This is a genomic window from Roseateles agri (genome assembly GCF_034043675.1).
Lineage (GTDB): Bacteria > Pseudomonadota > Gammaproteobacteria > Burkholderiales > Burkholderiaceae_C > KK5.
This window is the reverse complement of sequence record NZ_JAXCLA010000011.1, coordinates 158010-170434: the sequence shown is the minus strand read 5'-3', so window position 1 is coordinate 170434 and position 12425 is coordinate 158010. Positions and strand designations below refer to the sequence as shown.

At 68.3% G+C, this 12425-nt stretch carries 12 protein-coding genes and 1 riboswitch; of the genes, 8 read left to right on the top strand and 4 right to left on the bottom strand.

Features of this window, described 5'->3' with window-relative positions; translation table 11 throughout:
• Positions 1-6: 6 nt before the first annotated feature.
• The gene (locus tag SNE35_RS29575) at positions 7-1734 is read right to left on the bottom strand and encodes a ShlB/FhaC/HecB family hemolysin secretion/activation protein (RefSeq protein ID WP_320426653.1); all 1728 of its coding nucleotides are present in this window, start codon (positions 1732-1734) and stop codon (positions 7-9) included.
• Between the two features lie 260 nt (positions 1735-1994).
• On the opposite strand from SNE35_RS29575, the gene SNE35_RS29570 reads away from it, so the two are divergent.
• From SNE35_RS29570 to mntP, 5 genes are all read left to right on the top strand, one after another.
• Positions 1995-2777 (top strand): DNA-binding response regulator, encoded by a 783-nt coding sequence (locus tag SNE35_RS29570; protein WP_320426652.1) that lies wholly within the window; start codon positions 1995-1997, stop codon positions 2775-2777.
• On the top strand, positions 2774-5095 hold the full coding sequence (locus tag SNE35_RS29565) for a sensor histidine kinase (protein ID WP_320426651.1): 2322 nt from the start codon (positions 2774-2776) through the stop codon (positions 5093-5095). The genes SNE35_RS29570 and SNE35_RS29565 overlap by 4 nt, the downstream gene beginning before the upstream one ends.
• A gap of 80 nt (positions 5096-5175) precedes the next feature.
• The gene (locus tag SNE35_RS29560) at positions 5176-5430 is read left to right on the top strand and encodes a type II toxin-antitoxin system Phd/YefM family antitoxin (RefSeq protein WP_320426650.1); all 255 of its coding nucleotides are present in this window, start codon (positions 5176-5178) and stop codon (positions 5428-5430) included.
• Positions 5427-5849 carry a type II toxin-antitoxin system VapC family toxin gene (locus tag SNE35_RS29555; RefSeq protein WP_320426730.1) on the top strand — a complete coding sequence of 141 codons (423 nt, stop codon included), beginning with the start codon at positions 5427-5429 and terminating at the stop codon, positions 5847-5849. Before SNE35_RS29560 ends, SNE35_RS29555 begins: the two co-directional genes overlap by 4 nt.
• Positions 5850-5911: 62 nt before the next feature.
• Positions 5912-6080: riboswitch (yybP-ykoY riboswitch) on the top strand.
• A gap of 22 nt (positions 6081-6102) precedes the next feature.
• A complete protein-coding gene (gene mntP, locus SNE35_RS29550) occupies positions 6103-6681 on the top strand; it encodes a manganese efflux pump MntP (protein ID WP_320426649.1) in 579 nt (192 codons plus the stop codon).
• A gap of 13 nt (positions 6682-6694) precedes the next feature.
• Here the strand turns inward: mntP and SNE35_RS29545 are convergent, their stop codons facing one another.
• Both SNE35_RS29545 and SNE35_RS29540 read right to left on the bottom strand, forming a co-directional pair.
• Positions 6695-7576: a DNRLRE domain-containing protein gene (locus SNE35_RS29545; RefSeq protein WP_320426648.1), complete on the bottom strand. Its 882-nt coding sequence runs from the start codon at positions 7574-7576 to the stop codon at positions 6695-6697.
• Positions 7573-8403, bottom strand: coding sequence for a DNRLRE domain-containing protein (locus SNE35_RS29540; protein WP_320426647.1), 831 nt, complete (start codon positions 8401-8403; stop codon positions 7573-7575). The genes SNE35_RS29545 and SNE35_RS29540 overlap by 4 nt, the downstream gene beginning before the upstream one ends.
• A gap of 121 nt (positions 8404-8524) precedes the next feature.
• On the opposite strand from SNE35_RS29540, the gene SNE35_RS29535 reads away from it, so the two are divergent.
• The 3 genes from SNE35_RS29535 (at position 8525) to SNE35_RS29525 (ending at position 10982) form a co-directional block, all read left to right on the top strand.
• Positions 8525-9427, top strand: a complete 903-nt coding sequence (locus tag SNE35_RS29535; protein ID WP_320426646.1) for a PEP-CTERM sorting domain-containing protein — start codon at positions 8525-8527, stop codon at positions 9425-9427.
• A gap of 242 nt (positions 9428-9669) precedes the next feature.
• The gene (locus SNE35_RS29530) at positions 9670-10653 is read left to right on the top strand and encodes a DnaJ C-terminal domain-containing protein (RefSeq protein WP_320426645.1); all 984 of its coding nucleotides are present in this window, start codon (positions 9670-9672) and stop codon (positions 10651-10653) included.
• A 17-nt stretch (positions 10654-10670) separates the two neighbouring features.
• A complete protein-coding gene (locus tag SNE35_RS29525) occupies positions 10671-10982 on the top strand; it encodes a chaperone modulator CbpM (protein ID WP_320426644.1) in 312 nt (103 codons plus the stop codon).
• A 13-nt stretch (positions 10983-10995) separates the two neighbouring features.
• Here the strand turns inward: SNE35_RS29525 and purT are convergent, their stop codons facing one another.
• Positions 10996-12210 carry a formate-dependent phosphoribosylglycinamide formyltransferase gene (gene purT / locus SNE35_RS29520; protein WP_320426643.1) on the bottom strand — a complete coding sequence of 405 codons (1215 nt, stop codon included), beginning with the start codon at positions 12208-12210 and terminating at the stop codon, positions 10996-10998.
• Positions 12211-12425 lie beyond the last annotated feature (215 nt).

Below are 12425 nucleotides of genomic sequence, written 5' to 3'. Positions count from 1 at the left end.
GTACGATCAGTAGGCGACGTTGAGCTGCACCCAGGCACGCTGGCGCTCGGCGCGGCCGTCGGCTTCCAGGCCGTTGGCGCCGCGGCCGGGGTTGCTGCCGATGGCGTGGGCCCACGCGCTGCGCAGGTTCCAGGTCTCGTTGCCGATGTTGAAGCCCAGGCCGGCGCCGGCCAGGTGGTAGTGGTTGGCGGACGGGTCGGACAGGGCGCCGTTCCACAAGGTCTGGTGCTGCGTGATGCCGCCGGCGTCGACGAAGCCCAGGCCCTGGGCGCGCAGCCCGAAGAGGCCGAAGTCCCGGCGCAGCTCGACGCTGGCCAGCCAGCCACTGTCGCCCGAGCCCTCACCGACGGCATAGGCGCGCACGCTGGACGGGCCGCCCAGCAGGAACTTCTCGGACGAATCCAGGTTCTTGCCCGCGAACTGGCCGCTGGCCACGGCGAACAAGGTCCAGTCGCGCAGGCCCGGCAGGGCCTGGTTGCGCGCGATGTGGCCGCTGAGCTTGGTGAAGCCGCCCTGGGTGCGCGCGCTGATCGCGTCGACGGCGGCGTCGGCCGCGTTGCGGGTCAGGCTCACATTGCCCGCGCTGACGTTCACGCCCAGGTCGTTCTGGCCGCCGCCGCCCAGCTCGTCGTAGCTGTTGGCCGTCACGCCGAAGTTCAGCTGATCGATGCGGCGGCGGTGCAGGGGCGTGCCCAGCGCATCGTCGTCCAGGCGGTTCTCCACGCCGTCCAGGTTCAGCCAGACATTGCGCTCGCGGCTGCGCTGCAGCGGGAAGCTCAGGCCCGCTCCGATGCTGCGGGCCGTGCCGCGCAGCTCCAGCGGCGCCAGTTCGAGGCCGACCTTGTAGCGCATGTAGGAGCCGTTCACATTGGCGCGCAGGCCCTGCGGGTTCAGCGCCCAGGCGTAGGACAGCGCGGCCTGGCTGGTGTCGCGGGTCGCGCTCAGCGAGGCGAAGAGCTGGTCCTCGCGCTCCAGCGGGCGGTTCAGCACGCCGCGCACGGTGGCGCGCACGTCGCCGGTGTAGCGGTTGGCGAAGTTGTCCAGCGAGGCCGAGGCGCCCCAGCGCGACTGCTCCTCCACCTGCGCCTGGATGCGGCTGGTGCCGGGCTGGTCGCCCTTTTCCAGCGCCGAGCGCACGGTGATGCCGGGCACGTCGCGCATCAGCAGCAGCGCGCGTTCGAGGTCATCGGCGCGGGCCGGGCCGTCCGGCAGGTTGGCGTCGGCAATGGCGTGCAGCCGTGCCTGCAGCGCGGCGTCGCCGCCGCTGAGGTTCAGGCGTCCGGTGCCGTCCTGCAGGCGGCCGGCCAGCACGGCGATCTGCAGTTCGCCGCCGCTCAGGTCCTGGCGGGGCAGGTAGGCGCGGGCCAGCAGGTAGCCCTTGGCCTGCAGCCGGGCCGTGACGCGCGCGGCCAGGGCCTGCATCTGCGCATGGTTCAGGCGTTGGCCCACCTGGTCGGCCACCCAGCCCTGCAGCTCGGTGTCGCTGGCCAGGCCTTCGGCGCCGGTGAAGCGCACGCGCGAGACCAGCGCGCTGAGACCCTGGCCGGCCGTGCCGGTCGCCTGCTCGGGCTCCTGCCGAGGCTCGGCGGCGGGCCGGGCCGGCGGCATCTCGACCCGCTGGCGTTCATTGACCAGCTGGCCAGCATCCGGCGGTGCCGCCAGCGCCAGCAGCGGCGAGAGACCCAGAACGGCCGAGGCCACGTGCAGACGCTTCGTCTTGCTCTTCAAATCCATGCTTCTTCACCCACTCGTTCGTTTGCGTGGACATGCACGCATGGCCCGGTTTATCGGCGCTACGCGGGATGTGGGGTTTTGCGGAAACGGACGGGACTTTTGAGCAAAGGAACCATTGGAAACAATTGGTCGGGGAGCGTGGACTATTGCCAATGCGCGGGTGTGCGAATGCCACACTGCGCGACCGCCGCCGTCGGGCGAATGCTGCGGGATCGTCATATGCCCTCATGCACAATTTCACGCCTCGATGACCACCGCGCATGACTGAACGCCCCCTGCTGCTGATCGTGGACGATCAGCTCGAAGAGCTGCGCTGGCTCACGCAGATCCTGCAGCCGCTCTATCGCCTGGCCCTGACCTCGGATTCCAGGCAGGCCCTGTCGCGCGCGCAGGCGCTGCAGCCCGCGCTGGCGCTGCTGGACGTCGGCATGTCGGACCTCAACGGCTTCGCGCTGTGCCAGCTGCTGAAGGCCGATCCGCAGACCCGCAACATCCCGGTGCTGTTCCTCAGCGCGCACAGCACCGCGGCGGACCGTATCCACGGCCTGAACGTGGGTGCCGTCGATTTCATCAGCAAGCCCTTCCACCCGGAGGAGGTGCTCGCGCGCATCCGCGTTCACCTGCGGCTGGCCGAACAGATCCGGCGCGGCAGCAGCGACGAGGTGCCCGAGGCGCAGGACGAACATCCGGAGCGCGACCCCGGCGCGCTGCTGGCACACAGCGCGGTGAGCTTCATCCGCGAACACCTGGGCGAGGCGCTCACCGTGAGCCAGATCGCGCAGCAGGTGGGCACGCACGAGAAGCGCCTGCTCGCGCTGTTCGGCGAGCACGTGGGCCAGACGGTCTCGGGCTTCCTGCGCGGCGAGCGCCTGAGCACCGGCCTGCGGCTGCTGACCGAAACCGAGATGCCCGTGCAGGAGATCGCCGCGCACGTGGGCTACGGCAACCCGGGCAATTTCGCGACCGCCTTCCGCGACCGCCACGGCCTGAGCCCGCAGGCCTACCGGCAGGCGCACCGCCAGGGCCGGCGGAACGAATCTTGAGGCGGCTGCTCGCCTGGGCAGCCGGCGTGCAGCTGCTGGTGATGCTGGCCCTGCCGGCGATGGCGCAGACCGCCGTGGAACTGCGCTCCAGCGACTCGGCGCCGATCGAGCTGGGGGCGCTGGCGCTGATCCACGTCGACCCGGCCGCGTCGCCCGACCCGCAGGCCCTGGGGCAGCCGGTGTTTCGCCCGACCACGCCGGCCCTGCTCGCACCGGGCTACAGCGCCGCGGCCTTCTGGCTGCGCATCACGCTGCACAACCCCGAGGACGAGGCGCAGGTGCGTGTGCTGGCGCTGGAGCCGGCGCGCATGGAATCGGTCGCGCTGTTCTCGCGCCGCGCCGGGGCGCCTGATTGGCAGTATTCGCGCGCCGGCACCGACCAGCCCTTCTCCGCCCGCGAGCTGCCCACCCGCGAGAGCGCCTTCGTCGTGCGCGTGGCACCCGGCGAGACGCGCGAGCTGTTGCTGCGCGTCGCCAGCCGTGGTGCGGTGAGCCTGCGGCCGCGGCTGTGGACGCCCACCGCGCTGCTGGCCGCCAGCACGCGGGCGAACCTGATCCACAGCGTGCTGTTCAGCCTGCCGGCGATGATCGCGCTGCTCGCGGCCGGCCTGTTCCTGGCGCTGCGCCAGCCGGCTTTCGGCCTGCTGGCGGCCTACCTGCTGCTGGCCCTGCTGTACGAGGCGGGGATGCAGGGCGCGGCCTTCGCGCTGCTGTGGCCCGATGCCACCGACTGGGCCCAGCGTTCGCTGGGCGTGCTCGGCGCGGGCGCCACGATCGCCCAGGCGCTGACGATGCGGCAGGTGCTGGGCGTGAAGCAGCGCCGGCCGCGCATGGACCGCGCGCTGCTCGCGGTGATCGCCTTGCCGCTGCTGACGGGGCTGTGGTGCCTGTGGGGCGACTACCGGCTGGCCACGCAGTGGAACAACACCGTCCTGTTCGTGCTGATCGCGATGACGATCCTCATCAGCGCGCAGGGTGTCAAGGCGGGCGGCCCGCTCGGCCCGGCCTGGTTCTTCGCGGTGCTGTGCCAGCAGGTGGGCGTGGTGCAGCATTACCTAAGCCTGATGGGCGTGATCCCGAACACCGACCTGGTCGAGAGCGGCGCGCTGCTGGGCTGCGTGGTGGGCTCCGTTGCGCTGATGGGCTCGGTACTGCTGCAACTGGACCGCGAGCGCGCGCAGCACGCGCAGACGCTGGAGGCCACTGTGCGCCAGCGCACCGCCGAGCTGGCCACGGCCAGCGCCCGCGCGCAGGCCAGCGACGCCGCCAAGGGCCGGCTGCTGGGCTACATCGGCCACGACCTGCGCGCGCCGCTGGCATCGATGGTGCAGCTGACGCGCCGCCTCGGCCAGGACCGCGAGTTCGAGGCCACGCGCCGCGCCATCGAGCACAGCGGGCTGATGTTGCTGGAAACCATCGACGAGCTGCAGCGCTTCGCCCGCAGCCCCGAGGCCGAAGCCGCGCCGGAGATCGTCACCGCGCCGCTGTACCTGCACGGCTTGCTGATCGAGGTGGTAGAGCAGGCACAGGCGATGGCACGCAGCGGCGGCAACGAGCTGAGCCTGCAGCGCGGCCCGGCGCTGCCCGCCGTCGTCGAGCTCGACGCCAAGCGCCTGCGCCAAGTCCTGTTCAACTTGCTGTCCAACGCCGCCAAGTTCACCCAGCAGGGTCAGATCGTGCTGGAGGCCGATGCGGCCGGCGGCATGCTGCATCTGAGCGTCAGCGACACCGGCCAGGGCATCGCCGAAGCCGACCTGCCCCTGGTCTTCGAACCCTTCGTGCGCGCCACCGGCCAGGGCCGCCAGCCGGGCCTGGGGCTGGGTTTGAGCATCGCCCGCCAGGCCGTGCGCGCCATGGGCGGCGACATCACCCTGCACAGCCGCCTCGGCGCCGGCAGCCGCTTCAGCATCGAGCTGCCCTGGCAGGCCGCCGACGAAGACCAGGTGCAATGGCCGCTGCCGCAGGCCGAACCCGGCACCGAGCTGCTCGGCGAAGGCTGGCTGGCCCTCGTACTGGACGCCTGCCCGACGGCGCGCGAGGCCCTGGCAGAACGCCTGGCCCTGGCCAGCTTCGACCGGATCCTGCAGGCGGCTTCGCTGGACGAGGCGAGCGAGTTGCTGGCCGGTGCGTCGCCGGTGCTGATGGTGGTGGAGCCGCTGACGCTGTCGGTGGATGAAATGGTCGAGTTGCGCCGGTCGGCGGGGCCGAGCCTGGCGCTCTTGTGCTGCAGCGCGAGGCCCGATGCGCCGGGCGATCTGGCCAAGCCTGTCTCTCATGCGGACTGGTGGGCGGGCTTGCAGCGCTGCGTGTCGGGCTAACCAAGTAGGGCTGATGCCGGTCGGCGTTTGCAGGCCCCTCTTTGATGTAGTAATGTTCCTACTATCTTGAGGAGTCAGCCGTGAGCATCACCACCCTGTCCAGCCGCGAGTTCAACCAAGACACCGGTCGCGCGAAGAAGGCTGCCGCGCACGGCCCCGTTTTCATCACGGATCGTGGACGCCCGGCGCACGTGCTTCTGACGATCGAGCGCTATCAGGAACTGTCCGGCCCCACGACCAACATCGTCAGCCTGCTTTCTATGCCAGGCGCAGCAGACATCGATTTCGACCCACCTCGTGCTGGTGAGATCTATCGCGAGGCGGACCTCGGCTGATGTACGTCCTGGACACCAACGTCGTCTCGGAACTGCGCAAAGCAGGGGCGGGCCGGGCTGATGCCAACGTCGTTGCCTGGGCAAGCAAGGTCGCTACTGGGACCTTGTATGTCTCGGCCATCTGTGTGCTCGAGCTTGAACTCGGCATCCTTGCTCTCGAGCGTCGCGATCCGGCGCAAGCTGCGATTCTGCGAACCTGGCTGCACAGCCACGTCTTGCCGGCCTTTGCCGGACGAGTACTGCCCGTTGATACGGCAGTAGCACTTCAGTGCGCCCAACTCCACATTCCGACTCGACGTTCAGAACGTGACGCCATGATCGCGGCGACTGCAATGGTTCATGGCATGACCGTCGTGACCCGCAATGTCGTCGACTTTCAAGGGACTGGCGCAACGCTCCTCAATCCCTGGGCGCCTTGACGCCATAGGTCACTGAAGCCGTAAGTCGGCCGAGCACCAAAATCTCTCGACTAGAATGCCGTCCACTCTTGGGGAGTAGCCTGCTTCCATCGCTTGGAAGCGCCTGCGTCAACATACTTGAGCCTCCGCGGCTCATGGCGCAGGTAGCCAGTTCTGGTTGGCGAGACCAACGATGTGCTATCACGACGTCAGGTCGGGCAGTGATGGTGCGTCGTTGCGACTTGGCCCGACCTTGGACGACTCCTACCCCATCATGAACTTCATCTCCACAGCCGCTCTTGCCCTGGCGATGTCGACGGACGCGTTTGCCGCAGCCATCGGCAAGGGCGCCGCGCTCAAGAATCCCCGCTGGTCCGAAGCGCTGCGCACCGGCGCCATCTTCGGCGTCATCGAAGGCATCACGCCCCTGGTCGGCTGGGTGCTCGGCCTGAGCGCCGTCAACGCGGTGAAGGCCTGGGACCACTGGATCGCCTTCGTCCTGCTCGGCGCGCTGGGCCTGCACATGATCTACAACGGGCTCAAGAAGGACGACCCCGAGGCCGACGCGCCCGACGACAAGCCGTCGAGCCACAGCTTCGCGCGCCTGGCCCTGACCGGCTTCGCCACCAGCATCGACGCGATGGCCGTCGGCGTGGGCCTGGCCTTCATCGACGTGAACATCGGCGTCGTCGCCGCGGCGATCGGCTGCGCCACCTTCGTGATGGTGACCCTGGGCGTGATGCTGGGGCGCGTGCTGGGCAACGTGGTGGGCAAGCGCGCGGAGGTGATCGGGGGCCTCGTGCTGGCGGCGGTCGGGGCGGCGATCCTGTACGAGCACTTGATCGCGGTCTGATCGGAGCCGGGGCTCAATCCGGCAAGGACTTCCTGCCTCTACGTGCAGAAGCGCGCCAACCGAGCAAAGCGAGGCCAGCCAACAGAAGGGCGGTGCTGCCAGGCTCGGGCACCGGTGCCAGTTCGTAGGTAATCTGCAGTTGCGGGCGCATCGCTGCGTCGGGCCATTCGCTCGAATAGAAGGCGCGATGTGTCTGCTTCAGGTTTTCGTCCCGGTTGATCAGGATCCAGCCGTCATTGGAACTCGGGTTGTCCAGCCAGCCCTGCACGTCCGACACCATCAGCGCCGTCGAGCTCCATGTCTGCGCCGAGCCGAACACGCTGCCCACGGCCAGCGAGCTGCTCACGTCGGCCACGTGATCGCCTCCCGGCGTGGTCCACGACACCTGCTGGTAAGCGGACTGCAGCCAGGTGGCATCGCCCACGTTGGCCGGAAAGCCCTGGCCGGTGCCGCCAACCGTTGTCGCGTTGGCGCCGGTCGTGCCTTCGCCCCAGTCACGCGTCAGGCGGAACAGGTCCATCGTGCGTGGGGTTTGGTCGCCAAGGCCCGGTGCGCCACCCGATCCAGCAACGATGCCGATATGCATGGTGAGCTGCGCGGACGTGATGACTGCGCCAGCCGGGAGGGCTGAAGCAATGTCGAACTCGATCAGCGCCCGGTGCGGCGCGAGCTGGCCGTTGCCGCCGGCGAAGATGCCCGGCCCGGCGCCATTGCTGTGGTTGAACAAGTCCTGTCCGGAGGAGTTCGGCAAGCCCTGGTTCATGCTGGCGCCGTAGATCGTTGCGTCCTTCGACGGCGTCAGCGTGATGACGGCGGCATGGACGTGAGCGCACAGCAGCGCGGAGAGCGAAGCTGTCGCGAGGCTGCGCTTGAAGAGCGAGGCACTGGCAATCATTGCGAGCCTTTCTCTGTGGGCGTCCGGCGCCGCAGCGCCATCGCGATCAGCCCGCCGAGCAGCAGCATGCCCGTCGCCGGCTCAGGCACTGCGGCCAGCACATAGCTCACCTGCAGTTGCGGGCGCAGCGATGTGTCGTCCCATGCCTGCGTGTAGAAGATCCGATAGCTGTTGGCGCTCCATTCGTCGACGTTCAGCAGTGCCCAGCCCTGGTTGGTGGACGGTGCATCGAGCATTGACTGCGCGTCGGCCACCATCTGCGGGGACGACCAGCTGTAGGCGCTACCGGCCGTCTGGCCGATCATGCTTGCCGCGCTCACGGCGGTGGCGAAGTCGCCGCCCGGCGTGGCCCAGGGCTGATTCTGCTGGTAGCGGCGGTCGTACCAGGTCGGACTCGGCGCGATGGCCGGGAAGCCCTGGTCGGTACCGTCGATCTGCGTCACGCCCAGGCCCGTCGGGCCGTGCGCCCAGTCGGCCGTGATGCGGTGCAAATCGATCTCGCGTGGTGTCGTGTCGCCAGTCGCCACGCCTGCGAGATACAGCGTCAGTTGCACATCGGTGATCGTCGCGCCGGCCGGGATGTTGGCGGCCAGGTTGAAGTCGATCAGGCCGCGTCGCGGCGAGCCGCTGGCGTCGCCGCCGACAAAGGTCGCCGGACCTTTGCCGATGCTGTGATCGGGCTGGTTCTGGAAGAGCGTGGAGACCTTGCCGGCGCCGAGCACGACGGTGACCGCCGCAGCGTCGGTAGGCAGTGCGGCCAGGGCGGCGCAGGTCATCAGCGCCGCGAGAGCGATGCTCGCGCCGCGCGCACGGAAACGAAACGTCATCGAAAGTCTCCTAGGGATTGTTGTGTCGAATTCGATGTATTTGGAAATATACAACGCGCGTTGTATCTCACTGTATATTTCGAGAAAAGCGGCAACACATCACGAAACCCCGGAGACACGGATGAAGCATTCAGCGATCGGTTGGGCCTGTGTGGGCCTTCTGGCCATGACGAGCCAATGGGCGCAGTCCTATGAGCAGCTTCCCGCCAACCGCAACATCTACGTCGGCGTGGCCAACGATGCCGGCGCGCGTTATGGCAGCGGCGCGGACGACACCTACTGGATCAACGCACCGGGCGGCGGCCTGAATCAGCTGCACATCGCCAACAGCGGCGCGGCCGGCAATGTGTCCGGCCAAGTGACGACGCAGACGATCTCCACGTCGTCGACCTCGGGCAGCTTCTGGGTCACGACGACCGGCGGTCGCGGTTACAACGACGACATCGTGCTGGCCTTTTCGATGACCGGGCCCGTACCGAGCGACTTCAGCTTGTCCATCAAGTCCAGCGGCTACCAATGGGACGCAGGCACGTCCTTGCCGTCGACCTTGACCTACGTGAGCGGCGCGGTCAACGAGACCTTCACCAGCGCGGATCTGCGCTACGGTCCAAACGCTGCGAAGCCCGGCCCGGGCGATGGCTGGACGCTGCCGTTCTGGTCGGGTGAGGACATCACCAACCCGGCCAACCAGCAGGTGTTGATGTTCGTTGACCTGAACCTCGGCAACACATCGGACCGCGGCGCGATCGATGCCGGAAGCGTCAGGGTCGACTTCCAGATCAGCGGTCTGTACGACACGCACGCTTCGTTCAACGCCTACGCCTTCGCGATGGCGGCCAATATCGCCGACGCCTCGATCAATTGGACCAACCGCGTCAGCACCAATGCCGCCGACGTCGGGCAGAGCGGCTACTCGATCATCTCGACGGCGCAACCGGTCCCTGAGCCGGCCACCGCGGCGCTCGCGCTTGTCGGCTTGGGACTTGTCGGATTGCTGTCCAACAAGCGACGCAAAGCCTCGTGAGCGCTGGGCGCCCGTCAGGATGAGGGTTCTTTGCCCGGCGCTTGTTGTGTCGACTTGGGCTGATGTCGGTTAGTCCGTAGTCGGAGCGCGCAGCTGTCCGCCCGTTTCCGGGACCTCGGCCCCGCTTGTCGGAGACCATGCCTCGGCGTGCTCGGACAACTTCGTTTTCGCGTGTCCTCCTGGTTTTTCAGCCGTGCACGGCCTTAGCCTGCACTCATGCCGGATGCAACGGGGGCAGAGCGATGCGCTTCGAGGACTACTACGCGATCCTGGGCCTGAGCCCCGACGCCGACCCGTCGGCGGTCAAGCAGGCCTATCGCCGCCTGGCGCGTTTGCATCATCCCGACCTGCACCCGAGCGCTGAATCGCACGCCGCGATGCTCAAGATCAACGAGGCGTATGAAGTGCTGTCGGACCCGCAGCGCCGCAAGGCCTACGACGGGGTGCGAAGCCGGCATCGCCGTGCGGCGGACGCTCAAACGCCCGCTGCATCAGATTCAGGATCGACGGAAGCACCCGATCTGCCTGATGACTGGAAGCAGGGCTTCCGTTTCGATGGCGCACCGACCACAGGGCGCAAGGCTCAGAACTTCACCGACTTCTTCACCAGCATGTTCGGCCGCGCGTCGAAGCCTGAGCCGCAAGAGGCCAAGCCCGAGCGTGGTGCCGACGAGCACGTCACCTTGCAGATCGATGCCCGGGATGCCGTCGAGGGCGCGGTCCGCTCGGTCACGGTGCGCCGACTGAGCTCCGATGAACAGGGCTATCGCGCCGTGTTGCCTCGCCGCGTGCAGGTTCAGATTCCCAAGGGCGTCAAGCCGGGCCAGCACATCCGGCTGCCGGGACAAGGTTCGGCCGGCCGGGGTGGCGCGGATGCCGGTGATCTGTACCTCGAGATCCAGTTCAAGGCCGCCGCGCCGGTGGCGCCGAGCCCGGATCTCCACGAAACCCTGCCCCTGGCTCCCTGGGAGGCTGCGCTGGGCTCGGAGGTCACGGCCGCAACGCCCGCGGGCCCGGTGCGGGTCACCGTGCCGCCGGATACGCCGCATGGCAAGCGCTTGCGACTCAAGGGACGCGGGCGTGCAGGAGAGCCGGCCGGAGACATGCTGCTCGAGGTCCAGGTCGTGCTGCCACCTTCCACCCTGCCGGGCGCAAGCGCGGTCTACCAGACGATGGCTGCAGCGCTTGGCCCGCGCTTCAAGCCACGGCCGGACGCCGCGGGCTGATCCAGAAGGGATGTGCCATGGACGAAGAACCCATACTCGTCGGAGTTCTGGTCGACGAATACCTGCTGACCTCAGAGGAACTGGCCCGCGCCTGCGGCGTCAATGAAGACTGGTTGCATGCGCGCCTGAGCGCAGGGCTGCTCGTCTGCTGCAGCGGCGAGGGGTCGACGAGCCGCTTCGGCAGCCCGCAGTTGGAGCGCGCCCGCCGGTTGCTGGCGGTCGAGCAGGACTTCGACGCCAACCAGGAACTGGCCGCTCTCGTGGTCGATCTGGTCGAGGAAGTCCGGGCGTTGCGAGCGCAGTTGCAAGAAAACGGCGCCAAGACCTGAACGAGAGAGGGGCTCAGTCCTCGGTCGGGACGCGCGGGCGCACCAGGGCCGCGGCCTTCTTGGCGTTGACGCGCGCCTCTTCCACATCACCCGCGCGGGCCAGCAGCACGCCCATGCGGCGCTTGACGAAGCTCTCGGGTTTGCCGAACAGGCGGATGTCGGTGCCGGGCACGCGCAGCGCCTCGTCCACGCCGTCGAAGACCACGCCCAGGGCATCGACGCCGCCATAGACCACGGCGCTGGCGCCGGGCGTCTTCAGGCTGGTGTCCACCGGCAGGCCGAGGATGGCGCGGGCGTGCAGCTCGAACTCGCTCTGCCACTGCGTGGTCAGCGTGACCAGGCCGGTGTCGTGCGGGCGCGGGCTCACTTCGCTGAACCAGACCTCGTCGCCCTTGACGAACAGCTCCACGCCGAACAGCCCCTGGCCGCCGAGGTTGTCGGTCACGGCCTTGGCGATCTCGCGGGCGCGCTGCAGGGCGGCCGGCGCCATGCGGCAGGGCTGCCAGCTTTCCACATAGTCGCCGCCCTTCTGCACGTGGCCGATGGGCTCGCAGAACTGGGTCTGGACGTGGCCGGTCTCATCCAGTGCACGGACCGTTAGCAGCGTGATCTCGTATTCGAAATCGATGAAGCCTTCGACGATCACGCGGCCGTGGCTGACGCGGCCGCCGGCCATCGCGTAGTCCCAGGCTTTCTGCACATCGGACGGCCCGTCGATCTTGCTCTGGCCCTTGCCGGAACTGCTCATCACCGGCTTGACGATGTTCGGATAACCGATGCCGCCATCGATCGCGGCCTGCAGCTCGGCCAGCGAGTCGCAGAACTTGTAGGGGCTGGTCGGCAGGCCCAGCGTCTCGGCGGCGAGGCGGCGGATGCCTTCGCGGTCCATCGTCAGCCGCGTGGCGCGGGCGGTGGGGATTACGCGGACCACGCCGGCGGCTTCCAGCTCCTCCAGCATCGGCGTGGCAATGGCCTCGATCTCAGGCACGACCATGGCCGGCTTCTCGGCCTCGATCAGCGCCTTCAACTGCGCCGGATCGCTCATCGTGATCGTGCGCGCATGGTGGGCCACCTGCTGGCCGGGCGCGTTGTCATAACGGTCCACCGCGACGGTCTCCACGCCCAGGCGCTGCAGCGCGATCAGCACCTCCTTGCCCAGCTCGCCGGCGCCGAGCAGCATGACCTTGGTTGCGTGGGGAGAAAGCGGGGTGCCGAGAGTGGTGCTCATGGGTGGGACGGTGTTGCGGGATGGGAGGGCGGCATTGTCTCAGCAGCTGGGGTGGGGGCGATCGTTGTGCGCTTGCTCGCGGCTGCACGGCTGCGCGGAGCTGCGAGTTGAGGCTGGCTGAACTCCTTCGTCGCTCGTGCTTTGAATGACCGCAACCACGAACACTTGTCATTGAACGCCGCGCCGACTCTGGACCTGTTTGCGGTCATTCGCCT